The organism is Streptococcus sanguinis, from assembly GCF_019928825.1.
Taxonomy (GTDB): Bacteria; Bacillota; Bacilli; order Lactobacillales; family Streptococcaceae; genus Streptococcus; species Streptococcus sanguinis_L.
Window position 1 is genome coordinate 170,433 of the sequence record NZ_JAHZOP010000004.1, and the last position, 26,139, is coordinate 196,571.

25 protein-coding genes are annotated in these 26,139 nt (G+C 43.5%); 20 read left to right on the forward strand and 5 right to left on the reverse strand.

What is annotated here, in order from left to right; all coding sequences use genetic code 11:
* Positions 1-38: 38 nt before the first annotated feature.
* Together ftsE and ftsX are read left to right on the forward strand one after the other, a co-directional pair.
* Positions 39-731, forward strand: coding sequence for a cell division ATP-binding protein FtsE (gene ftsE / locus K1J09_RS08980; protein WP_002895890.1), 693 nt, complete (start codon positions 39-41; stop codon positions 729-731).
* On the forward strand, positions 724-1,650 hold the full coding sequence (ftsX, locus tag K1J09_RS08985; protein ID WP_002930032.1) for a permease-like cell division protein FtsX: 927 nt from the start codon (positions 724-726) through the stop codon (positions 1,648-1,650). Before ftsE ends, ftsX begins: the two co-directional genes overlap by 8 nt.
* An 82-nt stretch (positions 1,651-1,732) precedes the next feature.
* Here ftsX and K1J09_RS08990 read toward each other — a convergent pair whose 3' ends face one another.
* Positions 1,733-2,368 carry an MBL fold metallo-hydrolase gene (locus K1J09_RS08990; RefSeq protein ID WP_223323862.1) on the reverse strand — a complete coding sequence of 212 codons (636 nt, stop codon included), beginning with the start codon at positions 2,366-2,368 and terminating at the stop codon, positions 1,733-1,735.
* Between the two features lie 135 nt (positions 2,369-2,503).
* Between K1J09_RS08990 and K1J09_RS08995 the strand changes: the two genes are divergently transcribed.
* From K1J09_RS08995 to K1J09_RS09035, 9 genes are all read left to right on the forward strand, one after another.
* A complete protein-coding gene (locus K1J09_RS08995) occupies positions 2,504-4,948 on the forward strand; it encodes a bifunctional DnaQ family exonuclease/ATP-dependent helicase (RefSeq protein ID WP_223323861.1) in 2,445 nt (814 codons plus the stop codon).
* Positions 4,949-5,047: 99 nt separating this feature from the next.
* Entirely contained in the window at positions 5,048-6,028 is a 981-nt protein-coding gene (locus K1J09_RS09000; RefSeq protein ID WP_223323860.1) for a YeiH family protein, read from the forward strand.
* A 12-nt stretch (positions 6,029-6,040) separates the two neighbouring features.
* Positions 6,041-7,273: an FtsW/RodA/SpoVE family cell cycle protein gene (locus K1J09_RS09005; RefSeq protein ID WP_125341642.1), complete on the forward strand. Its 1,233-nt coding sequence runs from the start codon at positions 6,041-6,043 to the stop codon at positions 7,271-7,273.
* Between the two features lie 72 nt (positions 7,274-7,345).
* Positions 7,346-7,894, forward strand: coding sequence for a DJ-1 family glyoxalase III (locus K1J09_RS09010; RefSeq protein ID WP_223323859.1), 549 nt, complete (start codon positions 7,346-7,348; stop codon positions 7,892-7,894).
* A gap of 235 nt (positions 7,895-8,129) precedes the next feature.
* The gene (locus tag K1J09_RS09015) at positions 8,130-8,696 is read left to right on the forward strand and encodes an HAD-IA family hydrolase (protein WP_317627829.1); all 567 of its coding nucleotides are present in this window, start codon (positions 8,130-8,132) and stop codon (positions 8,694-8,696) included.
* A gap of 12 nt (positions 8,697-8,708) precedes the next feature.
* Positions 8,709-10,658 carry a DNA topoisomerase (ATP-hydrolyzing) subunit B gene (gene gyrB, locus K1J09_RS09020; RefSeq protein ID WP_223323857.1) on the forward strand — a complete coding sequence of 650 codons (1,950 nt, stop codon included), beginning with the start codon at positions 8,709-8,711 and terminating at the stop codon, positions 10,656-10,658.
* An 86-nt stretch (positions 10,659-10,744) separates the two neighbouring features.
* Positions 10,745-12,469, forward strand: a complete 1,725-nt coding sequence (gene ezrA / locus K1J09_RS09025; RefSeq protein WP_002912173.1) for a septation ring formation regulator EzrA — start codon at positions 10,745-10,747, stop codon at positions 12,467-12,469.
* A 150-nt stretch (positions 12,470-12,619) separates the two neighbouring features.
* Entirely contained in the window at positions 12,620-13,267 is a 648-nt protein-coding gene (gene serB, locus K1J09_RS09030) for a phosphoserine phosphatase SerB (protein WP_223323856.1), read from the forward strand.
* A gap of 9 nt (positions 13,268-13,276) precedes the next feature.
* Entirely contained in the window at positions 13,277-14,395 is a 1,119-nt protein-coding gene (locus K1J09_RS09035; protein WP_223323855.1) for a glycerate kinase family protein, read from the forward strand.
* On the opposite strand, the gene K1J09_RS09040 is transcribed toward K1J09_RS09035, so the two are convergent.
* Together K1J09_RS09040 and K1J09_RS09045 are read right to left on the reverse strand one after the other, a co-directional pair.
* Complete coding sequence (locus K1J09_RS09040; protein ID WP_223323854.1) at positions 14,392-14,730, reverse strand: nuclear transport factor 2 family protein; 339 nt, start codon at positions 14,728-14,730, stop codon at positions 14,392-14,394. The genes K1J09_RS09035 and K1J09_RS09040 overlap by 4 nt on opposite strands.
* Position 14,731: 1 nt before the next feature.
* Positions 14,732-15,181: a DUF1694 domain-containing protein gene (locus K1J09_RS09045; protein WP_223323853.1), complete on the reverse strand. Its 450-nt coding sequence runs from the start codon at positions 15,179-15,181 to the stop codon at positions 14,732-14,734.
* A 208-nt stretch (positions 15,182-15,389) separates the two neighbouring features.
* Here K1J09_RS09045 and eno point away from each other — a divergent pair, with 208 nt between their 5' ends.
* From eno to mgtE, 3 genes are read left to right on the forward strand one after another with little or no spacing between them, the layout of a single operon-like run.
* Positions 15,390-16,694, forward strand: coding sequence for a surface-displayed alpha-enolase (eno, locus tag K1J09_RS09050; RefSeq protein ID WP_002897814.1), 1,305 nt, complete (start codon positions 15,390-15,392; stop codon positions 16,692-16,694).
* Between the two features lie 56 nt (positions 16,695-16,750).
* Complete coding sequence (locus K1J09_RS09055; RefSeq protein WP_223323852.1) at positions 16,751-17,380, forward strand: HAD family hydrolase; 630 nt, start codon at positions 16,751-16,753, stop codon at positions 17,378-17,380.
* A 59-nt stretch (positions 17,381-17,439) separates the two neighbouring features.
* Complete coding sequence (gene mgtE / locus K1J09_RS09060; RefSeq protein WP_223323851.1) at positions 17,440-18,780, forward strand: magnesium transporter; 1,341 nt, start codon at positions 17,440-17,442, stop codon at positions 18,778-18,780.
* A gap of 202 nt (positions 18,781-18,982) precedes the next feature.
* Here the strand turns inward: mgtE and K1J09_RS09065 are convergent, their stop codons facing one another.
* A complete protein-coding gene (locus K1J09_RS09065; RefSeq protein WP_223323850.1) occupies positions 18,983-19,174 on the reverse strand; it encodes a hypothetical protein in 192 nt (63 codons plus the stop codon).
* A gap of 68 nt (positions 19,175-19,242) precedes the next feature.
* On the reverse strand, positions 19,243-20,253 hold the full coding sequence (locus K1J09_RS09070) for a lactonase family protein (protein ID WP_223323849.1): 1,011 nt from the start codon (positions 20,251-20,253) through the stop codon (positions 19,243-19,245).
* A 243-nt stretch (positions 20,254-20,496) separates the two neighbouring features.
* Between K1J09_RS09070 and K1J09_RS09075 the strand changes: the two genes are divergently transcribed.
* The 6 genes from K1J09_RS09075 (at position 20,497) to K1J09_RS09100 (ending at position 26,002) form a co-directional block, all read left to right on the forward strand.
* Positions 20,497-20,769, forward strand: coding sequence for a YgdI/YgdR family lipoprotein (locus tag K1J09_RS09075; protein ID WP_002895853.1), 273 nt, complete (start codon positions 20,497-20,499; stop codon positions 20,767-20,769).
* Positions 20,770-20,797: 28 nt separating this feature from the next.
* Entirely contained in the window at positions 20,798-22,063 is a 1,266-nt protein-coding gene (locus K1J09_RS09080; RefSeq protein WP_223323848.1) for an efflux RND transporter periplasmic adaptor subunit, read from the forward strand.
* On the forward strand, positions 22,050-22,724 hold the full coding sequence (locus tag K1J09_RS09085; RefSeq protein ID WP_002895848.1) for an ABC transporter ATP-binding protein: 675 nt from the start codon (positions 22,050-22,052) through the stop codon (positions 22,722-22,724). Before K1J09_RS09080 ends, K1J09_RS09085 begins: the two co-directional genes overlap by 14 nt.
* Before the next feature lie 75 nt (positions 22,725-22,799).
* Complete coding sequence (locus K1J09_RS09090) at positions 22,800-23,954, forward strand: ABC transporter permease (RefSeq protein ID WP_373197449.1); 1,155 nt, start codon at positions 22,800-22,802, stop codon at positions 23,952-23,954.
* A gap of 21 nt (positions 23,955-23,975) precedes the next feature.
* On the forward strand, positions 23,976-24,632 hold the full coding sequence (locus tag K1J09_RS09095; RefSeq protein ID WP_223323847.1) for a response regulator transcription factor: 657 nt from the start codon (positions 23,976-23,978) through the stop codon (positions 24,630-24,632).
* On the forward strand, positions 24,629-26,002 hold the full coding sequence (locus K1J09_RS09100; protein ID WP_223323846.1) for a sensor histidine kinase: 1,374 nt from the start codon (positions 24,629-24,631) through the stop codon (positions 26,000-26,002). Before K1J09_RS09095 ends, K1J09_RS09100 begins: the two co-directional genes overlap by 4 nt.
* The last annotated feature ends 137 nt before the right edge of the window (positions 26,003-26,139 follow it).

Genomic DNA, 26,139 nt, shown 5'->3' on the forward strand with positions numbered 1-26,139 from the left:
TAAGAGATTAGAATTAGATTGAAAGGAAATTTCAATAGATGTCAATAATTGAAATGAAAGATGTTGTCAAGAAGTATGGCAACGGGACCACTGCTCTGCGTAGTGTGTCTATTAATGTAGAACCTGGGGAGTTTGCCTATATTGTAGGTCCTTCAGGAGCAGGAAAGTCAACCTTTATTCGTTTGCTTTACAGGGAGATAAAGCTGGATAAGGGAAGTCTGAAAGTAGCTGATTTCGACTTAGCTAAGATTAAGAAGCGCGATGTTCCAATGCTGCGCCGTCAGGTTGGAGTCGTCTTTCAGGACTATAAACTTCTTCCTAAAAAGACGGTGTATGAGAATATTGCTTACGCCATGGAAGTTATCGGTGAGCGCCGCCGCAATATTAAAAAGCGGGTTATGGAAGTGCTGGACCTAGTTGGTCTTAAGCACAAGGTCCGCTCATTCCCTAACGAGCTTTCTGGTGGTGAGCAGCAGCGGATTGCCATTGCTCGTGCTATTGCTAACAACCCTAAAGTCCTGATTGCGGATGAGCCGACAGGAAACTTGGACCCAGATAATTCTTGGGAGATTATGAACCTGCTGGAGCGGATTAACCTTCAGGGAACAACTGTCCTGATGGCAACCCACAACAGCCAGATTGTAAATACTCTGCGTCACCGCGTTATTGCTATTGAAAATGGCCGTGTGGTACGTGATGAAGCGGAAGGAGAATACGGATACGATGATTAGAAGATTTTTTCGTCATTTGATTGAGTCGCTTAAGAGTCTTACGCGGAATGGCTGGATGACTGTAGCGGCTGTCAGCTCGGTTATGATTACCTTGAGCTTAGTGGCTGTTTTTGCTTCAGTAATTTTAAATACAGCCAAGTTGGCAAATGATATTTCAAATAATGTCCGCGTTATGGTCTACATGCGTAAGGATGTTGCCGATAATAGCGAAACGATTGTAAAAGAAGGTCAAACAGTTCAGAATGAGGACTACCACAAGGTATATGATGCTCTGACTTCTATGAAAAATGTAGATAAGGTTACTTTTTCTAGTAAGGAAGAGCAGTATGAGCAGCTGACAGAAACCATGGGTAGCGAGTGGAAGATTTTTGACGGTGATGCTAACCCACTTTACGATGCTTATATTGTTGAGACCAAGGCGCCTAAGTATGTAGAATCTGTTACAAAAGATGCTCGGAAGATTGATGGTGTTTCTGAGGTTCAAAATGGTGGTACCAATACCAAAAAGCTCTTTGCGCTTTCTAATTTTATCCAAACGTGGGGCCTGATTGGTGCAGCGCTTCTGATTTTTGTTGCTGTCCTTCTCATTTCCAATACTATTCGGATTACCATTATTTCCCGCAGTCGCGAGATTCAAATCATGCGCTTGGTTGGTGCCAAGAATAGCTATATCCGTGGACCATTCCTGTTTGAAGGGGCATGGATTGGCTTGCTAGGGGCAACAATTCCGTCAGTGGCAGTGTATTTTATATACAAAATAGCCTTCCAGACTATGAATAAGAGCCTAGTCGGTCAAGGGCTTTCTATGATTGATCCGAAACTCTTTAGTCCGATTATGATAGCAATACTCTTCGTATTGGGTATTCTTATCGGATCATTGGGATCTGTCTTCTCTATGAGACGCTTCTTGAAGATTTAATAATACATAAAAAACCAGAGTTTGAAGAATTTCAAACTCTGGTTTTGTTATAGATAACTATAGGTAATTGCTTAAATGTCTACTAAGCTAAAAATGGATTAAAGACTTTTTCATGTGAAATAGTGGTGTCATGCCCATGACCGGGATAAACAGCGTAGTCTTTGGGAAGAACCAGAAGTTTCTCACGAATGGACGTCAGCAATTGCTCCATGTTTCCTGTCGGCAGATCCGTTCGTCCGATGGATTCTCGAAAGAGAGCGTCGCCCGTCAAAACAAGGCGGTCATCAGGAAAGACTAGAGAGACACCACCGATAGAGTGGCCAGGTGTTGCAAGCACATAGAAGTGAAAGCCTCCAAGATCATAGTCTGTTTTGTAGGAGAAAAACTCTTCTGCTGGTCGACAGATAATATCATCCATATCAGCATGGCGCGCCAGACCAGATAGGTTATCTGTCGGTGTGTAGAGCCAGCTGCTTTCGCTATCGGCCACATAGACAGGCGGGGTAGCATAGTGCTCTCGAACCTTTTCTAAACTCATAATGTGATCATAATGGGTGTGGGTTAGGAGAATAGCAATCACAGGCTTGGCTAGTTCCTCTAGCTTGCGATTAATCTTTTTCCAGTCGCTGCCTGGATCGACGACTAGGAGGCTCTGGTCGTTTTCCAGTATATAGGTGTTTTCAAATGCTACAAGGTTGATAATTTTATGAATTTTCATATGATTTCCTCGGAAAATGTATTCTGCTATTGAGTGTAACAGAAAAGCGGTTTTTTTGCACAGAATTGCTTTCTAGGCTAGAGCTGAAAATTTTCAGATGTCTCAGAATGGCTTTTATGATATAATCATAGCAGTATGACACAAAATGATTATAAGTATGCCGTTGTGGACTTGGAGGCTACAGGAACGGGCAGCAGTGCAAAGATTATCCAGATTGGCATTGTTCTGATTGAGAATGGAATCATTACCAAGACTTATGAAACAGATGTCAATCCTCATGAGGAACTGGATGAGCATATCAAAGAGCTGACGGGTTTAAATGATGAGCGGCTTGGCCGAGCTCCGGAGTTTTCTCAGGTAGCAGCTGAGGTATATGAGCTGATTCAGGATGCGATTTTTGTCGCTCATAATGTCAAGTTTGATGCCAATCTACTAGCAGAGGCTCTTTTCTGGGAAGGGTTTGACTTGCTGACACCGCGTGTGGACACGGTAGAGTTGGCTCAGGTCTTCTACCCGACCTTTGATAAATATTCCTTGGGCAATCTCTGTAATTTGCTGGATATTTCTTTGGAAAACGCCCACACTGCTCTGGCAGATGCTCAAGCAACGGCTCAGCTTTTTTTAAAAATACAAGACAAAATCAAGAGCCTGCCCAAGGCCTTGGTTGAGAAAATGCTAACTTTGGCGGACAGCATTATCTATGAGTCGCGTCTGGCGATTGAGGAAGTTTATCAGACGATGCCGGATCAGCAAGATAAGGAACTGCAATCCTGCCATGGTATTTTCCTGCGGCGTCCCCAAAAGCTGACTTCGGAAAAGAAAATGTCGCAGGATTTCCTCACCAATCTATACCTGCTGGGCTTAGAAGAGCGGTCTGAACAGCTCAAATTTGCTCGTTTTATGGAGGAAGCTCTGGACCAGCAGGAGCCTAGTTTTTTAGAGGCGCAGACAGGCTTAGGTAAGACCTTTGGCTACTTGCTGCCTATTCTATCTAGAGGTCAAGAAAAAGTACTAGTGACGGTTCCGACTAAGATTCTGCAGGACCAGCTGTTGCAAAAGGAAGGACGATTGTTGGAGGAAGTCTTTGGGATTTCCTTTCACAGTCTCAAGAGTCCGGAGAATTATATCAAGCTGGACCATTTCTATCAGTCATTTGACAGGGAATATGACAACCGTCTGGTTAGTCGCTGTAAGCTGCAACTCTTGGTTTGGCTAACAGAAACCAAAACGGGTGATTTGAATGAAATCGGGCAAGCTCATCGCTTCTCAAGCTACTTCAATGAAATCCGTCATGATGGCAAGCTAAGCAAGCATTCTCTTTTTTATGAGGAAGATTTTTGGCGGCTGGGACAGGTCAAGGCGGCCACCAGTCGAGTCGTGATTACCAATCATGCATACCTGCTGACGCGTTTAGAGGATGACCAGTCTTTGCTGGACAATCGTATTCTGGTAGTAGATGAAGCTCAGAAGATGTTTTTCGCCTTGGAAAGCTTCTCTCAAGCCAGTATAAATCTGACTAAAACGCTGCAGCAGATAAATCATCTCCTTCAGGAAGAAGGAGAACTTTTGCAGCAGCGCCTATTGCAAAGCATTCAGTTTGAGCTGGCTGATGCCGCAGAGAAGCATCGTAAGAAAACATCTGAGCTAAGTCAGGAAAAGATTGCCCGGCTGCTTCAGGATGTGTCTGAGTTAAAGATGAGTGCACTGCCTGAGCTGCAGCACTTGTTCAGTGGTAAATACCAGTATTATTGGTTGGTTGATGAAGTTTTGGCAGATCATCGCTTGATGACTCTGCATGCTGGCCGTTCAGAATTGCTGCATTTCACAGACTTTTTACCTGAAAGGGCCAAGGTTGTCTTGGTTTCGTCCACTCTGGAAATCAGCTCTAAGGTCAATTTGGCGCAGTTACTAGGCTTTGAAAGTTATCACTTTTACAAGCTGAAAAGCAAGAAGAAGCCACTGCAGAAGCTCTTTTTAGATGAGAGTTTTCCAGCAGTAGTGGATTTGTCAACTGAAGATTTTGCCCAAGAGATTGTTGCTTGCCTGCAAGAAGTGGCAGCACTTGGTCTGCCTATCGTCGTCCTTTTCACCTCTAAAGACTTGCTTTTGACTGTTTCGAACTTGCTGGCTCTTCCGCATTTGGCCCAATATAAAAATGGCGATGCCGGCAATATCAAGCGGCGTTTTGATAGAGGAGAGGCAGGTATTCTTTTAGGCTCTGGCAGCTTCTGGGAGGGGGCGGATTTTGCTGAGCAAGACCAGATTATTCAGTTGATCACTCGGATTCCTTTTGACAATCCCAAGGATTTCTTTGTGCAGAAGATTAACAGCCGCCTGAAAGCGGAAGGTAAGAATGCCTTTTATGATTATCAACTGCCTCTTGCCATCTTACGGCTTAAGCAGGCTATTGGCCGGACCCGTCGAAATGAACATCAGAAGTCAGCTGTTATTTTTTTGGACAACCGAATCTCTAGTAAACGCTATGGCAAGCAGATTCAGCATCATTTGTCACAATTAGCTTCTTTGGACATTCTGCCAGAGGCAGCCATTATGCAGGAATTACAAGACTTTTTTGACTGAAACTTTCTAAACTCAGCTGAGTTTTATCAGCTGAGTTTTTAGGTTCATTCAGATTTTTGGGACAGAATTTGTTATAATGAGAGGCATAGGAAAGAAGGGGTGTTCGTGAAAAAATATTTACCAGGAATTCTGTTATCCTTTGGCATAGCAGCTGTTTCTATCTTTTTAGGTGGTTTGCTTCCCTTGATAGGCTCTAGTGTTTTGGCTATTGTCTTTGGGATTGTTTTGAACAACAGCATGAAGCTGCCGGCTATGTTTCAGGAAGGACTCAGCTATTCAGGAAAGAAATTGTTGCAGTATTCCATTATCTTTTTGGGATTTTCCATGTCCATTGGTCAGGTTTCTGAGACGGGGCTTTCTTCTCTTCGTATCAGTCTTATCACCATTCTGATAGCCTTTCTGGCGGCCTATCTGGCTGGCCGTTTCTTTAAAATGAACCGCGTCTTGACTATTTTAATCGGTTTTGGAACAGCCATCTGCGGTGGCTCTGCCATTGCGGCTGCTTCACCAATCTTGGAAGCTGATGAAGAGGAAATCGCCCTGTCCATCTCCACTATTTTCTTTTTCAATATCTTAGCGGTATTCATTTTCCCTTTTTTGGGGCATTTGCTGCAGATGTCGGATGCCTTTTTCGGGACTTGGGCCGGAACAGCTATCAATGATACTTCGTCAGTAGTGGCAGCAGGCTATACATATAGTCCGTCAGCTGGCGACTTGGCGACCATTGTCAAGCTGAGTCGAGCCCTGATGATTGTACCGGTCTGTTTGATCTTCGCAGCTTATCGCTATATCAAGTCTAAGAAGTCGTCGCAAAAGACAAACTTGAAACAGATTTTTCCTTGGTTTATAGCTTGGTTTGTCCTTGCTTCACTTGTCAGCAGTCTAGGACTTGTGCCGGCTGCTATCATTCCTTATACAAAATTCATTTCTCAGTGGCTGATGGCTATGGCCTTGGCAGCTATTGGCGCAAAGGTCTCCTTTAAGCAGTTTAAGCAAGCAGGAGCAGCGCCTTTGCTGACTGGTGCCTTCGCTTGGTTTTGCGTCGCTGTTTCTAGCTTGATTATCCAGTATTTTTTCTAAAAAGGAGGGACTATGCCTTATCAAAGACGGACGTTTGAGTCCCGGATTGATTATAGTTTAATTTTGCCAGTTTTGATGCTGCTTTCAATCGGTGTTGTAGCTATATACATTGCTGTTAGTCATGATTATCCTGATAATGCCTGGCCCATGGTTGGTCAGCAGATCGCTTGGATTGCGGTAGGCTTCTTGCTCAGCTTTATCCTCATGTTTTTTAATACCAAGTTTCTCTGGAAAATCACGCCCTATCTCTATGTTTTTGGTCTTGGCCTCATGGTCTTGCCTCTGATTTTTTACAGCCAATCCCTGGTAGCCTCCACTGGTGCTAAAAACTGGATTGCTATTCGTGGTGTGACCCTCTTTCAGCCCTCAGAGTTTATGAAGATTTCATATATTCTCATGCTGTCGCGGCTGGTGGTCCATTTTCTCCAGCAGCACAAGCAGGATGAGCGAACCTTGGCTTTAGACTTTTTTCTGATCCTGAAGCTTGGGCTCTACACTGTGCCTGTTCTGGTTCTGTTAACCCTTCAGAGTGATTTGGGAACTGCTCTAGTTTTTGTTGCCATATATGGCGGTATCGTTCTTCTGTCAGGTGTTTCTTGGAAGATTATCCTGCCGGTCTTTCTGACGGGAGTCTTGCTGTTGGGAGGATTTCTCTTTATCTTTATTTCCGATGGTGGCCGTGCCTTTCTGCATAATCTAGGCATGCCAACCTACCAAATAAATCGGATTTTGGCTTGGCTTCATCCTTTTGACTATGCTCAGACGACCACCTTCCAGCAAGCACAGGGACAAATTGCTGTCGGAAGTGGTGGTCTGACTGGTCAAGGCTTTAATGTTTCGAATCTCTTGGTGCCTGTTCGGGAAAGTGATATGATTTTCACCGTCATTGCAGAAGATTTTGGTTTCTTAGGCTCGACCTTGGTTATCATGCTCTATTTACTGCTGATTTACCGCATGCTCAAGATTACGATTAAATCCAACAACCAGTTTTATACCTACATCTCAACTGGCTTTATCATGATGCTGCTCTTCCATATCTTTGAAAATATTGGAGCGGTGACAGGGATTCTACCTCTGACAGGGATTCCGCTGCCCTTTATCTCACAGGGTGGCTCTTCTATCATCAGTAATCTTATCGGTGTTGGTCTCCTGCTGTCCGTCTCCTATCAGAACAGCCTGACGGATGAAAAGAAGGAGCGAATTCCAGCTGTCCGTAAAAAAGTCGTACTGAAGAAATTAAAATAAAAATAAAGCAAGTTTTTGACTCACAAATCAGATGCGATTTTGTGACTGGCTCATCTCAGAAAGGATATTTTCATGAAAAAAGCAGCTTTACTCTTAGCTCCCGGCTTTGAAGAAATCGAGGCCTTGACAGTTGTGGACGTCTTGCGCCGTGCCGGTCTTGTCTGCCATATGATTGGTTTTGATGAATCAGTGACTGGCTCTCACGCCATCACTGTTAAAGCAGATCAGATCTGGAAGGGTCGGCTGGATGACTATGATATGGTTATTTTGCCAGGGGGGATGCCGGGATCGGCCAATCTCCGTGATGATGATCGCTTGATGCAGCTTTTGCAGGATTTTCAGCAGGCCGATAAATTCATCGCTGCTATTTGTGCCGCTCCCATTGCTCTTGACCGTGCAGGTATCTTGACTGGTAAGTATTTCACTTGCTATGATGGTGCGCAAGACAATATTAAAAATGGAACTTACCGTAAAGAAACAGTTCTTGTTGATGGGAAGTTGATTACTAGTCGTGGTCCATCAACTGCCTTGGCTTTTGCCTATGAGCTGGTTCGTCAGCTGAGAGGAGACGCTGACCAGTTGGCTGATGCTATGCTTTATACAGATGTATTCGGGAATTAAAAATATGCTGGGATTCATAATGTTTCCCAGCTTTTTTGAAGTCTAATATACATTTGCGCTCCTCTATATGGAGCGGGTTTAGAGATGTTGGAAAGGACGAAACCAGCAGCCATTTTTAAATTTTAGATTCTTTGAGATATTTTGTTTAGAAAAAGGCTTGAAAAAAGTCGGAAAAGTGCTGGATTCGGGCAAATATTAGCCCCTTTTTCATGAAAATTATGGTATAATGAAAGGTATGAATTATCAAGATTACATCTGGGATTTAGGTGGAACACTCTTGGATAATTATGAAACTTCGACAGCAGCTTTTGTTCAAACCTTGAAAGAGTTTGGTCTGCAAGCTGGTCACGACGAAGTTTATAAGGCCCTCAAGGTGTCTACAGACTATGCTGTCCAGCAGTTTGCTCCCCAAGAAAAAGACTTTTTAAAGTTTTATAAGGCCAATGAAGCAGAAGAGTTGACTCACCCTGTCTTATTTGACGGCGCGGCAGAGTTGCTTAGGCGGATTGTGGCCAAGGGCGGTCGGAACTTTCTGGTCTCCCACCGGGACAACCAAGTGCTGGAAATCTTGGAAAAGACTGCCATTTCATCAGCATTTACAGAAGTGGTGACATCGGCGAATGGCTTTTCAAGGAAACCCTCACCAGACTCCATGCTCTATCTAAAAGACAAGTATCAAATTTCCTCTGGCTTGGTTATTGGTGACCGTCCTCTGGATATTGAAGCAGGGCAGGCAGCTGGCTTTGATACCTATCTCTTTGATAATATGCAGCATCTTGAAGAATTTATAGATATTGATTAGAAAAGGAACACTATGACAGAAGAAAAGCAACAAGATATACAGGCCCAAGAATATGATGCCAGTCAGATTCAGGTCTTAGAAGGCCTAGAAGCCGTTCGTATGCGTCCAGGGATGTATATCGGTTCGACCTCCAAGGAAGGTCTGCACCATTTAGTGTGGGAAATTGTTGACAACTCGATTGATGAGGCGTTGGCTGGTTTTGCTAGCCACATTCAGGTCTTTATCGAAAAAGACAATTCCATCACAGTAGTGGATAACGGTCGGGGAATTCCTGTTGATATTCAGGAGAAAACAGGCCGTCCGGCCGTGGAAACCGTCTTTACTGTTCTCCATGCAGGAGGAAAATTCGGCGGTGGCGGATACAAGGTATCAGGAGGTCTGCACGGTGTGGGCTCTTCCGTTGTAAATGCCCTCTCCACTCAGCTGGATGTCCGCGTTTATAAGAACGGTCAGATTCATTACCAAGAATACAGTCGCGGTCAAGTAGTCGCAGACCTAAAAGTCATCGGTGAGACAGACCGTACAGGTACGACAGTTCACTTTACACCGGATCCAGAGATTTTCACTGAAACAGTAGAATTTGACTTTGAAAAGCTTAATAAGCGGGTGCAAGAACTGGCCTTCCTCAACCGCGGTCTCAGAATTTCTATCACTGATAAGCGGGATGGAATGGAGCAGGCTAAGGATTACCACTATGAGGGTGGGATTGCCAGCTATGTCCAATACATCAATGAAAACAAGGATGTAATCTTTGAAACGCCGATTTATACCGATGGCGAAATGGACGACATTACGGTTGAAGTCGCTATGCAGTATACAACTGGCTACCATGAAACAGTCATGAGCTTTGCCAATAACATCCACACCCACGAGGGTGGAACGCATGAGCAAGGTTTCCGGACTGCCCTGACAAGGGTTATCAATGACTATGCCAAGAAAAACAAGCTTCTCAAAGAAAACGAGGACAATCTGACTGGGGAAGATGTGCGTGAGGGACTGACAGCGGTCATCTCTGTCAAGCACCCCAACCCTCAGTTTGAAGGTCAGACCAAGACCAAGCTGGGCAATAGCGAAGTGGTCAAGATTACCAATCGACTTTTTAGCGAAGCTTTCTCTGATTTCCTTTTGGAAAATCCTGCGGTAGCTCGAAAAATCGTTGAAAAAGGAATTTTGGCTTCTAAGGCTAGAATTGCTGCCAAGCGAGCTCGGGAAGTAACCCGCAAGAAGTCTGGCTTGGAAATTTCCAATCTGCCAGGTAAATTGGCTGACTGCTCGTCTAACGACCCTCAGGAAGCTGAACTTTTCATCGTGGAGGGGGATTCAGCGGGTGGTTCAGCTAAGTCCGGCCGTAACCGTGAATTCCAGGCTATTCTGCCAATTCGCGGTAAGATTCTCAACGTTGAAAAAGCCAGCATGGACAAGATATTGGCCAATGAAGAAATCCGCAGTCTCTTTACTGCTATGGGAACTGGCTTTGGAGCTGACTTTGATGTCAGCAAGGCCCGCTACCAAAAATTAGTCATCATGACCGATGCCGATGTAGACGGTGCTCATATTCGGACCCTGCTCTTGACTTTGATTTACCGCTATATGAAGCCAGTTCTGGAAGCTGGATTTGTCTATATCGCTCAGCCACCAATCTATGGTGTCAAGGTCGGAAGTGAAGTCAAAGAATATATCCAGCCAGGTGCTAATCAGGAAGAAGAGCTTCAGGCTGCTTTGGCTCGCTATAGTGAAGGTCGCTCCAAGCCAACCATTCAACGCTATAAAGGTCTCGGAGAGATGGATGACCATCAGCTGTGGGAGACAACTATGAATCCTGAACATCGCTTGATGGCTCGGGTTTCAGTGGATGATGCAGCGGAAGCTGACAAGATTTTTGACATGCTGATGGGGGATCGCGTTGAACCTCGTCGTGAATTTATCGAAGAAAATGCTGTATACAGTACGCTCGACGTCTAAAAAAATCAGAAAAATCAACCATTATGGGCAAAAATATGATATAATCATTATGTTTGCTTTATAGTAACAATGTGAAGGAGTTCTATATGTCTATTGGACTAGTTATTCTCGTTGCTGTGGTAGCTCTGCTTTTGGTTGTCGGCTATGGTACTGCAGTTCTGATGAGAAAGAGAAATGAAGCTTTACTTCAAAATTTGGAGGAGAGAAAAGAAGCACTCTATAATCTCCCTGTGAATGATGAAGTTGAAGAAGTAAAAAATATGCATTTGATTGGGCAGAGTCAGGTAGCCTTCCGTGAGTGGAATCAAAAATGGGTAGACTTGTCCTTAAATTCATTTGCTGATATCGAAAATAATCTATTTGAAGCAGAAGGTTACAATAATTCTTTCCGTTTCATAAAAGCCAAGCATGCCATCGGCAATATTGAGAGTCAGATCGACTTGATTGACGAAGATATCAAGATGATTCGTGCAGCCTTGGAAGATCTTAAAGAGCAAGAGTCTAAGAACAGCGGTCGTGTGCTCCATGCCCTGGATTTGTTTGAAAAACTGCAAACTCAGGTGGCGGAGAATGCGGACTCGTATGGGCAAGCCTTAGCTGAGATTGAAAAACAGCTGGAAAATATCCAGTCAGAGTTTTCTCAGTTTGTGACCCTTAATTCTTCAGGTGACCCGGTTGAGGCGGCTGAAATCTTGGATAAGGCAGAGGATCATATTCTTGCTCTGACACATATCGTTGAGAAAGTTCCTGCCATTGTCGAAGAGTTGACTGTGAAACTGCCAGATCAGTTGGAAGACTTAGAATCTGGTCACCGTAAGCTCTTGGAATCTGGTTATCATTTTATCGAAACAGATATAGAGTCTCGCTTCCAGCAGCTTCATGCAAGCCTCAAACGCAACGAAGCCAACATTTCTGCCTTAGAGCTGGATAATGCCGAGTATGAAAATGAGCAAGCGCAAGAAGAGATTAACGCTCTCTATGAAATTTTTACGCGGGAAATTGAAGCCCACAAAGTAGTGGAGAAGTTGATTAAAAACTTGCCTAGCTATCTGGCTCATACAAAGGAAAACAACCAGCAACTCCAAAAGGAGATAGAACGTTTGTCTCAAACTTTCCTTCTCTCTGATACGGAAACTTCTCATGTCAAGGAGTTGCAGGCTGAGCTTTCTGCCCAGGAAGATGTGGTGTTGAGCGCGGTAGAAGATTCTTCTGAAACCAAGCAAGCTTATTCAGTGGTTCAGGAAGAGTTGGAAGCTATTCAAGAGCGTTTGAAAGAAATCGAAGATGAGCAGATTTCTCTTGGCGAAGCACTTGCAGAGATTGAAAAAGATGATGCCAATGCTCGTCAGAAAGTCAATATCTATGCTAACAAATTGCATACCATTAAGAGATATATGGAAAAACGCAATTTGCCAGGTATTCCAGATTCTTTCTTAGAAATTTTCTTCTCAACCAGCAATAATATTGAAGAGTTGGTTAAGGAATTGGAGGCTACACGAGTCAATATCGAATCAGTTAACCGTTGGCTTGAAATTCTAGGAAATGATATGGAGCAATTGGAAGAAGAAACCTATCGTATCGTCCAAGATGCTACCTTGACTGAGCAGCTGCTGCAGTATTCAAACCGCTATCGTTCCTTTGACGATAATGTACAAGCAGCCTTCAACAAGTCCTTGTATGTCTTTGAACATGACTACGACTATGCTCAATCCTTGGAAATCATTTCAAAAGCTTTGGATCTTGTCGAGCCAGGCGTAACAGAGCGCTTTGTGACATCCTACGAAAAAACACGCGAGAATATTCGTTTTTAAAAGAAGTTCCTTCGGGAACTTTTTTCTTTTGCAAAGCGAACTCTAGAGAACAGTCAGTAACAAGGATTCTGAGACTTCAATTTTTCCCAGCTTGTTTTGAAATAGAATTTCCTGTATAATACAAAAAAATAGAAAGAATGAGGTCGGACAATGAAAACAGTCAAAGGCTTGTTAGTCATGGATGTAGACAGCACCTTAATCATGGAAGAAGGGATTGACCTGCTAGGTGAGGAAGCGGGTGTAGGAGCTCAGGTTGCGGCAATTACCGAGCGTGCCATGCGAGGAGAGTTGGACTTTGAAGCTGCCTTACGTGAGCGTGTCGCTCTTTTAAAAGGCCTGCCGGAGGATATTTTTGCTCGAATTGCAGAAAGGATTCACTTTACTCCGGGAGCCGAGGACTTGGTCAAGGAGCTGCATAAACGTGGTTATAAAGTAGGCTTGGTGTCAGGTGGTTTTCATGAGACGGTGGACAGACTGGCTGAGCAGCTTGGAATTGACTATGTAAAGGCAAATCGTTTGGAAATCCAGCAGGGCTTTTTAACAGGCCAAGTCTTAGGAGAGATTGTCACTAAGGATACCAAGCTTGCCATGCTAAAAGCATGGGCAGCTGAAAATAAGTTAGTATTAAATCGAACAATTGCTATGGGGGACGGCGCCAATGATCTGCCTATGATTCAGGCAGCAGGGATAGGAATTGCCTTTATGGCCAAGCCAATCGTGCGAGAGCGGGCTCCTTATCAGATTCAAGAATGCAATCTCTATCGGGTCATTGATCTTTTAGACAATAGAAAAGAATAGGAGAGAAGCATGCATATTCTAATTGCACCGGATTCTTTCAAGGAAAGTTTGTCAGCTCCTCAGGTTGCTCAAGCTCTGCAGACGGGCTTTTCTCAGGCCATACCAGATGCCAGCTTTGACTTGCTGCCGGTGGGTGACGGGGGCGAGGGGACAATGGCTGCGCTGACAGCAGCCTTGGGCTGGGCTGAATTTTACCACACTGTGACTGGACCCTTTGGCCAGCCAGTAAAAATGCCCTACGCCAGAAATGGTCAGCAAGCGCTTTTTGAAATGGCTGATTTAGTCGGACTTGCCTCTATTCCTCAGGAAAAACGAAATCCCTTGGCCATAGAGACCAAAGGATTGGGAGAATTGATTTTGCACCTGGCTGAAGACGGTGTCAGAAAGATTTTAGTTGGTGTTGGAGGTTCGGCTAGTAACGACGGTGGGATTGGACTGGCAGCGGGCATTGGCTATGAATTTTTCGATGCGGATAACCATAAACTGCGCCCCATTGGTTCGTCTTTGGGAAAGGTCGCTCGAATTTCAGCTGAGCAGGTTCCTGCTTTCTTGAAAGAAGTTGAGATTGAGATTTTGACTGATGTTGACAATCCTCTTTGTGGAGTGCGCGGTGCGACAACTGTTTTCGGAGGTCAGAAAGGTCTATCTCCCTTATTATTCTCTCAAGTGGATCAAGCTATGTCTGATTTCTATCAGTTGGTTAATCCTCAGGTGATTGATATGGAGGGAGCCGGAGCCGGAGGCGGACTGGCTGCAGGACTGGTTGCTTTTGCCAGAGGAAAAATCGTTTCGGGTATTGAAACCTGTCTAAATTTACTGGATTTTGATGACAGAGTTAAAAAAGCGGACTTGGTCGTAGTTGGCGAGGGACGGATGGATCGTCAGTCTTTGGCGGGCAAGGCACCAGTCGGGGTCGCAAGACGAACGCCAGAAGGTATCCCTGTACTGGCGATTTGCGGTAGCCTGGCTGATGATTTACCGGATTTCCCAGTTGAGAATATCCAGTCAGCTTTTCCGATTATTGCGCGAGCAGATAGTTTGGATAGGATTTTAGAGCAGGCGGAGCAAAATTTGATTCGCACAGCAAGAAATATTGGCAATTTACTAAAAATGAAAAAAAGCGGTTAGTCCGCTTTTTTTAGTAGGTATTCAATTTCTTTAACTATCATGCCCTTTTCAAAGAAGAAGATGTCACAAGACAGGTCACCAAAGTCATTTTCTAAAATGGTCACAATCCGATTCTGGTCAGGACTAGGTTGATAATAAGTGCAAGAAAATTGGACGGGGTTGTTATGGTAGACTTGTTGAATTTTAGTCAGGTAGTCAGCTTTACCTTTGATGATTTCGGTTGTGTCACCCTGTAATTCCCAGCTAACTTGATCAGAAAGAAAGGTCTCATAGGTTTGCCAATCGCGCTGATTTTCAGCTTCAAAAAATGCAAAAAGTTTTTCTAAATTTGTCATCTTACCCAAACCATTTTTTCCAGAGAGGGCGCTTTTCTTTTACTGGCTTTTCTGCTGGCTGAATGAGACTAGCAAACTGTTGGATCATGTCCTTGTCATCTACTTGGACAAGATGGTCGCTATGGACAATCAGACCAAAAGGAGAAGACTGGTAATCGCTAGAGACGATAGTGGCTTCACAACCCTGCTCCTTAGCAGTTTTTAGATAAAAGATTTGATTGCCAGACTCGACTTCTGGGGAAATTTTGACAATTACTGGTTGGCAGTTTTTCATGATGCTGTTGAGCATTTCTTTGAAATGACTGCGAATGAGAGAGCCGTTAGCTTGTTCAATAGAGCAGGAAGCCAGCACTCGCTCCTCAAAAGTCCCTAAAAATTTGCGTTGTTCATCAGGGTTGAGCTTGACTCCGCCCTGAGATTTTTCCATGATTACTTTATTAATATCAGTCATAATAAAATTGTACCATAAAAGGAGAAATTCTAAAAGGTCAAATCTTCTTTCTGATTTGCTGGAAAAACATTTATATAGTAAATTTGGAATCGTTTTCTTGTGCGAAATTTCTCAAATTTGCTTAGATTCTCTATTTTTCCTTGAAAAAAAAGCGTTTTTGAGGTATCATAGACTAGTAAATAATTTTAAATAATAAGGAGAGTAAGAAATGTCAATTATTACTGATGTTTACGCTCGCGAAGTCCTAGACTCACGCGGTAACCCAACACTTGAAGTAGAAGTTTATACTGAATCAGGTGCTTTCGGACGTGGTATGGTTCCTTCAGGAGCTTCTACAGGTGAGCACGAAGCAGTTGAACTTCGTGATGGCGACAAATCTCGTTACGGTGGTCTTGGTACACAAAAAGCAGTTGATAATGTAAACAACGTTATCGCTGAAGCTATTATCGGTTACGATGTTCGTGACCAACAAGCCATCGACCGTGCAATGATCGCTTTGGACGGTACTCCTAACAAAGGTAAATTGGGTGCGAACGCAATCCTTGGTGTGTCTATCGCTGTAGCTCGTGCTGCTGCTGACTACCTTGAAGTGCCACTTTACAGCTACCTTGGCGGATTCAACACTAAAGTTCTTCCAACTCCAATGATGAACATCATCAATGGTGGATCTCACTCTGATGCTCCAATCGCATTCCAAGAGTTCATGATCTTGCCAGTTGGTGCTCCAACATTCAAAGAAGCTCTTCGTTACGGTGCTGAAATCTTCCACGCTCTTAAGAAAATCCTTAAATCTCGTGGTTTGGAAACTGCCGTTGGTGACGAAGGTGGATTCGCTCCTCGCTTTGAAGGAACTGAAGATGGTGTAGAAACTATCATCGCTGCTATCGAAGCTGCTGGTTATGTTCCAGGTAAAGATGTATTTATCGGATTTGACTGTGCATCATCAGAATTCTACGATAAAGAACGTAAAGTATACGACTACACTAAATTTGAAGGTGAAGGCGCTGCTGTTCGTACATCTGCAGAACAAATCGACTACCTTGAAGAGTTGGTTAATAAATACCCAATCATCACTATCGAAGATGGTATGGATGAAAATGACTGGGATGGTTGGAAAGCTCTTACTGAACGTCTTGGTAAGAAAGTACAACTTGTTGGTGACGACTTCTTCGTAACAAACACTGACTACCTTGCTCGTGGTATCAAAGAAGGTGCTGCTAACTCAATCCTTATCAAAGTTAACCAAATCGGTACTCTTACTGAAACTTTTGAAGCGATTGAAATGGCTAAAGAAGCTGGTTACACTGCAGTTGTATCACACCGTTCAGGTGAAACTGAAGATTCAACAATCGCTGACATCGCTGTTGCAACTAACGCAGGTCAAATCAAGACTGGTTCACTTTCACGTACAGACCGTATTGCTAAATACAACCAATTGCTTCGTATCGAAGATCAACTTGGTGAAGTTGCTCAATACAAAGGTCTTCAAGCTTTCTATAACTTGAAAAAATAATCTAACAGCCTATAAGAGGAGCTAGGACTTAGTCCTAGCTTTTTTGGGGTAGAAAGATGAAACAATGGATATTTTTTGATTTAGGGTCAACCCTAATTGATGAAAGGGAGACCTATCATCTTTTCCGAGAACATTGCTTAAAAGTTCTGTGTGAGGCTGGGCATACTTTATCTCTTGAGGAATTTGAGGCTAAAATGATAGCTTTTGCTAAGGAAAATAAAGATCCTGTTAAGGAGACATGGACTTTCTTTGCACCGAGTGCTCTTTCACGTCCCAAATGGGATCATACAACAGATATTCTCTTTCAAGATGTAGCAACTGTTTTGGGAGAATTGAGCAAATCTTATCGCCTCGGCATCATTGCCAATCAGCAAGAAAATCTAGCAGAGCGTTTAGAACGATTTGAACTAGGCTCTTATTTTGGAGTAGTAGTAGGTTCTGCTGATATTGGATTCAGTAAACCTGATCTAGCTATTTTTGAATACGCTTTGGAAAAAGCAGGTATTTCTCCACAGGAAGCTATTTACGTTGGAGATCGTATTGACAATGATATGATTCCTGCTAAAAAGCTAGGAATGACAACAATCTGGATTCGACAAGGTTTAGGAAAATATAATCAAGAAATTCCTGCGTTTCCTTGTGACTACATGGTTGAAAAAGTGAGTGATTTACTGAGGATTTTATAGCTTTCTTGCATCAAAATCAGTCTTTTATGGTATACTAGCAAAGTGGAAGGAGGAGTACAATGGAAGAATTATTACATCAGGTCTTACTATCACAGGATAGGGAAGTTTTCAATCAGATATTTGACGATTACTATCCCATTGATATTGCTCTTTCTTTGGAAGCCTTGGAGGATGAGGAAGGGAATCTTCTTAAAACCTTTACGGAAATGGCTAGTGATGATCAATTGGTAGAGATTTTAAAAGAAGCCGAGCCGGAGTTGCAACGACAGATTATCCAATCGATTTCTTTCAAACGTACCAGCACTCTTTTTTATCTTATGCCAGATGATGATGTGGTAGATATTTTGGGTTACTTGAGTGTGGACTTGCGTAAGCAATACTTAAGTATGATGAAAAATGCCAGTCAAGAGAATTTGAAAGCTATGTTGGCTTACGATCCTCAGACAGCTGGTGGTCTGATGACGAAAGAATTCATTACCTTAAATGAAAATCTGACCGTCTCAGCAACTCTCAATAAATTGAGGGAAATTTCACCCAATACGGAAGTTATTGATACCTTATTTATTAGAAATGTACATCATTCGCTAGTTGGCTGGATTGATATCCGTGATTTATTTATTCATGATGCGGAGATGAAACTCAGCGAATTTATGAACACTCAGTTAGTGACTGTTACGCCAGAGGTTGACCAAGAGGAAGTGGCACAGCTTTCTGCCAAATATAATTTATCTGTTGTACCGGTCGTCAATCATCGGCAGGTACTGCTAGGAATCATCACAATTGACGATATCGTCGATGTTTTGCAAGAAGAGTATCAAGAAGATATCTTGCGGATGGGTGGTGTCCAAGAAAGTGAAGAAATTGGAGGGCCTTTCGTAGAATCACTCAAGAAACGCTTACCTTGGTTGATGATTAACCTAGTGACAGCCTTTCTAGCTTCTGCGACAGTAGCACTTTTTGATGATACGATTTCAAAAGTTGTAGCATTAGCAGCGATTAGTCCTATTATCACGGGAATGGGCGGAAATTCTGCCTCTCAGACACTTGCTTTGGTTATCCAGGGGATTGCCTTGGGCAAACTAGATCTGAAAGAAGATCGGTATTTAGTATTCAAAGAAATCGTGCTAGCTTTGGTTAATGGTTTCTTTACTGGCTTGATTGCAGCGATTGTCATGTTTGTCTTCTATCAAAATTTCTATCTGTCTGTTATTGTGGTATTGGCTATGATGATCAATCTAGCATGTGGTGCTCTATTTGGTTACTTTGTACCGCTGATTATCAAGACCCTGCATCAGGATCCGGCTCTAGCCTCGACCATTTTCATTACCACGGCAACAGATGTGTTAGGTTATTTAGCTTTTCTAGGCTTAGCACAAATTTTCTTACCATTGATTTTATAAAAAAGAATACACAAAAAGAGGCTGGGACAAAAGTCCTAGCCTCTCAATTGTCTTTGGATTGTCGAGCAAGACGCAGTGGTTGAGTGGGCTCTACTACGCTGATTTCATCAGCTTTTACAGCCCTACTCAACTGTGCGGAGGTGGGACGACGAAATCGAATTCTAACGAATTCCCGATTTCTGTCCCACTCTCTTTTGTTTTCTTAGTTGTCGAACAAACCTTTAACTTTATCAATAGCGTCACTAGCTATTTCATTTCCAGCTACTAGTTTTTTAGCTTGTTCTAGGTATTCTCCGAGTTTGTCTTTGTTTTCTTCGATAAACTTTTTAGCGCCATCAAAGTCTTTCTTTTCAATCATTTCTTTTACTTGGTTAAATAAATCTACTGGATTCATAGTTGTTGCTCCTTGGTATTTTTTTATACTATTTAATCAAATTTCTAATAGAAAGACAAGAATTCTGCTTACTTGAAGGTCACACAAACAGCTTCGGGAACGTAGAAATCATGGGAGATTTCTGTTAATTTTCCACTTTCAGCATCGCGTTTGAAAATGGTTGCATTGTCAGAGTCTTGATGGACCGCAATGATATAGTTTTGGTCTGGTGTGATGTTGAAATCCCGTGGATTTTGACCATTGGTAGGTGCAATCTGGATTAATTCCAAGCTGCCGTCAGCTAAGATTTCGTAAACGGCAAGAGAGTCATGGCCACGGTTGGAACCGTAGAGGAACTTGCCGTCAGCAGACAGACGGATAGCAGCTGTTCCGTTTGCACCCTCAAAGTCCTCTGGTAAGGTGGAGATAGTTTGCAGGTGTTCAAAATGGCCGACTCCATCGTAAATCAGGACTTCAATAGTAGAATTAAGCTCACAAATCAAATAGGCGATTTTGTAATGATTGTGGAAAACGATATGGCGGGCACCAGCTCCAGCGGCACACTTGTAAGTGTTCAGAGGAGCGAACTTTCCATCTTCAGAAACATCATAGGTGGTGACTTCATCAGTTCCCAAGTCGCAGGTGATCAGGTATTGATCTGGTGTAAGGTCAGCATAGTGGACATGGGCAGAGGTTTGGTTGGCGTGTGGTCCTTGACCTTGATGGCTAGCTGAGTCAGCCAGTTCCAGTCTTCCATCAGCCAGTTGTCTGTAGACCAAGACTTGTCCCTTATGATAATTGGCACCGTAAACCAAGTCACGCTCTTCGTCAACTGCCACATAGCAAAGCGGAGCTCCTTCTTCAACGACATGGTTGAGGAGCTGACCTGCCTTGTCAAAGGCTGCAATTCCCCCCTGTCCGTCCTTTGCCCCGACAGAATAGAGATGTCCAGCCTTATCAAAGGCTAGGTAGGTTGGACTGGGCTCTTCAGCAAGCAAGGTCAAGTTTTCTAAAGTTCCTTTGTTAGAATTAAAATCTGCCTTGTAAATTCCCTTGGAATCTCTGCGAGTATAAGTTCCAAAGTAAACCGTTTGTGTCATTCCATTACCTCGTATGTATTTAGATTGCTTGCTACTATTATATCATAAAAGCAGATGATAGGTCTTAGAGCGGAGGATTTGCCTGATTTTCAAAAGAATAGTATTGGTTTTGAAAAAACAGATAAAAAACAGATAGTGGGTAGGAAGGGGATAGATGGCTTTGTTAGAATAGAATTGTTCAAAAAAACAATTACTGTCAGGAAACAACAAAGTTCCTGCTTGCTAAAACAAAGGAGAAATCAAATGAACGTTAAAAAAATTGCTATGCTCGTTGCCCTTATCGGAATGTCAGGATTCTTTTTAGCCGCATGCGGAAATAAAGAAGCTGATAACTCAGAAATTAAGGATGGGAAACAAGTAGACTTCCAGAAGGATGCTGTTGATAAGAAGACCAAGACAGTTGATGGCAAAGAAGTGACAGAATACACAATGCCTGATGGAAATGTTATCCAAATCCCAGCAGATGGTGAGGAAATTCCAGAAGATGGATCAGGATCTAGCTCAGAAGCTGAATAAAGATTAAAACATGTAGGTTGGAGGCAATATGTTTCGAAGAAAAAAAATGAATCGTAAGACCATTCTATTGGGCAGCACGGTCATTCTTGCTTGTGCTGGACTGGGAGGCTATCTGTATTTTAGACAGATCAATCAACAACAGGCCATGAAAATGGTAGATAAGACGATTGATTCGCTGACGGTCCAAGAAGCTGTCAATAACAGTAAAAAAACAAGCCTGGTTTTATCTGGGGAAGTAGTTGCCAACAATAGCAGTAAGGTCAAGATTGACCCTTCTAAAGGGGAAGTCAAGGAAGTATTTGTCAAAAATGGTGATACCGTTACACAAGGACAGCCGCTCTTTTCCTATGCGACAGAGCAGCAATTGACAGCTCAGTCGGCTCAATATGATGCCCAGTCCAAGGCTAATGGCATCACGGCCGCTCAAAACAGCGCTGCGATTAAATGGGAAACCTATAATCGCAAGCTGGCCAGTCTTAACTCTCTCAAGGACAAATACAATTCCAGTCAGGATGAGTCACTGCTGGAGCAGATAAAGTCAGCTGAAGACGAGCTGGCTCAGGCGCTGAGCGATGCTAAGACTGCGGATAATGAAGTAACGACAGCTCAGATTGAGGCTGAAAAGGCTCAGGTGACAGCTCAGACAGAATCAGACCGGATGAAGTATGATACTGTAACTGCCGATACAGCCGGAACAGTTACCTCTATGAATGAGGATTTGCCCAATCAGTCCAAGGCCAAAAAGGAAGAAGAAAACTTTATTGAGATTATGGACAAGTCCAAAACTCTGGTCAAAGGGACAGTCAGTGAATTTGACCGTGAAAAGCTGAGTGTCGGCCAGAAAGTGGAAGTGGTGGATCGCAAGGATCCTAAGAAACGCTGGAGTGGTACGGTAACTCAGGTCGGCAGTCTGACAGCAGAAAATACTTCCAATAATAATGGTGGGAATAAGCAACAGGAAAATCCCAACCAAGGTAAGTTTCCTTATACTGTAGAGCTAGATCAGGGTGGTGAGATGCCGCTAGTGGGTTCCCATTCCTATGTCAATATCGTGGAAAATGCTCCTGAGGCCGGCAAGGTAGTTGTCAATAAGGCTTATACTTTCAGTAAAAATGGCAAGACCTATGTCTGGAAGGTAGAGGGTAAGACTCTGAAAATGCAGGAAGTCAAGACCAAGAAAGTTTCTGACCGTTTGGTGGAGATTACAGAAGGTTTGACTATGCAAGATACCATTTCGACCCCAAGAGCAGGTATGGAAGAAGGGATGGAGGTAGGACAGCATGTTAAAGCTTAAGGATATCCACAAATCTTATCAGCAGGGCAGTCAGGAATTTCCAATTTTAAAAGGAATTGATCTGCATGTGAAAGAGGGGGATTTTCTAGCTATCATGGGACCGTCTGGATCTGGCAAGTCCACTCTGATGAACATTATCGGCTGTCTTGATAAGGCAAGTTCGGGGACTTATCATATCGAAGGGACCGATGTATCTGAGCTGTCTGACAATCAGCTGTCCGATTTGCGCAATCAGAAGATTGGCTTTGTTTTTCAAAATTTTAATCTTATGCCCAAGCTAACGGCCTGCCAAAATGTGGAACTGCCTCTGACTTACATGAAAATTCCTAAAAAAGAGAGACGGGAGCGGGCACTGGAAATGCTGCGATTGGTCGGGCTGGAAGAAAGAAGTGATTTCAAGCCGATGGAGCTGTCCGGTGGTCAAAAGCAGCGGGTAGCCATTGCGCGAGCCTTGGTAACCAATCCCAGCTTCATCCTTGGTGACGAACCAACGGGGGCCCTGGATACCAAGACCAGTGTGCAGATTATGGACCTTTTCAAGCAGTTTAATGATGAGGGAAAGACCATTGTCATCATTACCCATGAGCCGGAAGTAGCCCAACTCTGCAAGCAGACGGTAATCCTACGGGACGGTAATATAGAGAGCAAAGCGATAGGATAGAAAGGAAGCTGTATGGAAGATATTTTTGTAGCTCTGAATTCAATCTTGTCGCATAAAATGCGCTCTATGCTAACTATGTTGGGGATTATCATAGGGATAGGCGCTATCATCGCTATCTTTTCCATCATTGAGGGAAATACGGAAAATACCAAGCGTCAGCTTATCGGTGGCAACAATAACACAATCAAGGTCGTCTATGACAAGAAAAGCGCCATCGATCCAACCATTCCAGAGAAATCTCAAGCTCAGAAACCTTCTTATATTCCCTTTATGGGAGAGGATGTGCTGAGTAAGATTAAGGAAATCTCTGGGGTCAAGAATGCTCTGCTGACCTATGGTACAGATGAGAAGATCTACTACCTAAGCCAAAAGTCGTCTGGGAAGATTCAGGCTGTTTCGCAGACAGCTGCTGACATCAAGCAGCAACGTTTACTAGAAGGTGAAGGATTTGACTCAGAAGCCTTTAAAAATCAAGAGCAGGTGACCTATCTGGAAAAGTCGCTTTATGATAGTCTTTTTCCAAAGGGTGATGGTATCGGCAAATATGTGGAAGTCTTGGGCAATCCCTTTAAGGTTATTGGCGTATTTGAGTCAACTGAGCAGAGTGGCTTAACAGCTGGTGCGGAAAAGGTTGCCTATATTCCCCTGCAGCAGTGGCATCGGATTTTTGATACCATTAATGTCAGTCCTGAAGTGACTGTCCAAACCCACAAGGCCGATGATTTGAAAAAGGTGGCCAAGAAGGTCAGTGATTATCTCAATCAGCAAATGCCACCGTCAGACTATATGTTTGGTGTACTCAACCTGCAGGAATTTGAACGGCAGCTGGATAATCTCAATAAGTCTAACTTCGTCTTGCTAGCAGGTATTGCCAGCATCTCTCTCCTAGTCGGAGGTATCGGTGTTATGAATATCATGCTGGTTTCAGTGACAGAGCGGACTCGTGAAATCGGAATTAAAAAGGCTCTGGGAGCTCGACGGAAGATCATTCTCAAGCAGTTCCTGATAGAGGCAGTCATCCTAACCTTGATGGGAGGAATTATTGGCGTGGTGGCTGGTATCGCCTCTGGCTTTGCCATCACCCAGTCTCTAGCATATCCGTATATTTTATCCCTCTTTTCTGTCTTTGTAAGTTTGCTCTTTTGTTGTATAATAGGAGTAGTATTTGGGCTCCTGCCAGCTGTGAAAGCATCCAAGCTGGATCCAATCGAGGCCCTGCGATTTGAATAGGTAAAGGAGAAAAATCTAAGTATGCACAAGATTCTAGTGGTGGAAGATGATACGACGATTAATCAAGTGATTTGCGAGTTTTTAAAGGAAAGTCAGTATGAGGTAAGGCCAGTATTTGATGGTGGCGATGCTTTGCAGGCTTTTGAAGAAGAGCCCTTTGATCTGGTCATTTTAGATATGATGCTGCCGACCAAGAGCGGTCTGGAAGTACTGAAGGAAATCCGCAAGACTTCTCAGATTCCGGTCATGATCTTGACAGCACTTGATGACGAGTATACCCAGCTGGTCAGCTTTAATCACCTCATCAGTGATTATGTAACCAAGCCTTTTTCACCGCTAATCTTGGTCAAACGGATTGAGAATATTCTGCGTAGAAATACTGTTACTTCAGAGATTGCTGTTGGAGATTTGACGGTTTCTATTGATGACTGCACGGTTTATTGGCAGGGTGAGAAGATGCCTCTGACCAAGAAAGAATATGAAATCTTGCAGACTCTGGCTAAGAGGAAGGGGCATTTGGTGACCCGAGATCAGCTGATGAATACCATTTGGGGTTACAGCGAGCTGGATAGTCGGGTGCTGGATAATCATATCAAGAATATCCGTAAAAAGATTCCTGGTGTACCGCTGAAAACCATTACGGGTATGGGTTATCAGCTTGGAGGAGAAGACAAGTGAAAATTGTCAAAAAGAACTTTCTCTTGACCTCGTCCATCATTTTCGTGGTGGTGACTATCGTTCTAGCCAGTCTTTACTTTGCCATGCCGGTGTATTATCAGCAGGTTAAGAGTGGAGAAGCTCAGAGGGAATTTGACCAAGTTTCCAAGCAAGTTAAAGGAAAGTCCAGTCAGGAAATCGGCGAGCTCTTGAGTGATTATAGTAAAAAGAGTAATCTGATTTGGTTTACCTTGCTTGCGAAAGACAATACGATTCTCTATCCCTCTCTTGAGGCAGGAGATGAAAGTTCTCTGCAGCTGACAATTGTTCCAACGATAGCCAACAGCGAATATGAGAGCAAGAGTTTATCAGAAAGTTTTCGAACTTCAGATGGTAAAGAAGTTGTCCTGAGAGGGGAATATTCCTTACAGCCGGTTTCTGATGCTAGTCGGATTTTGCTTAATCTCTATCCATTTGTCTTGCTTGTATCTCTGAGTTTGGGTGGTCTGGCTGCCTATCTCTATAGCCGGACTTCTAGTCAGCGGATTAAAGCCATCTCTAAAAGCACCCGTCAAATGACGAGTCTGGCTCCAGATGTGACCTGTCAGGTCAAGGGGCGTGATGAGATTGCCGAACTGGCTCAAGACATCAATCATCTCTATGCTAATCTACTGACCAGTATCGAGGCTCTGCGCCTGGAAAATGAAAAGGTAGCAGAAAGCGAGCGGGAAAAGGCTGAGTTTCTGCGGATGACATCGCATGAGCTTAAGACACCCATTACCAGCATGATGGGGATGGTTGATGGCATGATCTATGGAGTAGGAGAGTTCAAGGATCGAGACAAGTACTTGCAGAAGTGCCGAGAAATCCTAGAGGAGCAGTCGGAGTTAGTCCAGTCTATCTTAGCCATTTCTAAACTGGAGATGAAGACTGAAACTGAACAGGAAGTCTTTTCACTCAAGCAGGTCTTGGAGGAAAATCTGAGCACCTATCGAGTTTTAGCAGATGTCAGACACTACCATTTTCAGGTTGAACTGGCAGAAGCGAAGGTCAAGGGGAACCGCACCTATCTGCTCAAGGCTATCAAAAATCTTCTGGACAATGCCTTTCATTATACAGTAGAAGGTGGACAAATTCTACTTAGGCTGGAAGAGCATAAGCTAGTCATCGAAAATGAGGCGGAACGCGTCTTGAACAAAGACCAAATCCAGCAGATTTTTCAGCCTTTCTACCGGCCAGACTACAGTCGCAATCGCAAGGATGGCGGGACTGGTCTGGGACTCTTTATCGTTCGGCAGATTTTGGACAAGCATGGTCTGCGATATCAGTTTGAAGCCGTTGATGGGCGGAAGATGCGCTTTAGCATTTATCTGCCAACTGTCGAGAAATAACCTTGCATTCTAGCTGGCCTTGCAGGAACCGAAGAGAGAAGTCAGAAGCTGTATTTTGCGAAAAATACAAGTCTTCTGTCTCCTCTCTTTTTTGCTTTTCCCTATAGCTGAGCAGAGAATTTTTCTCTGAAAAATGT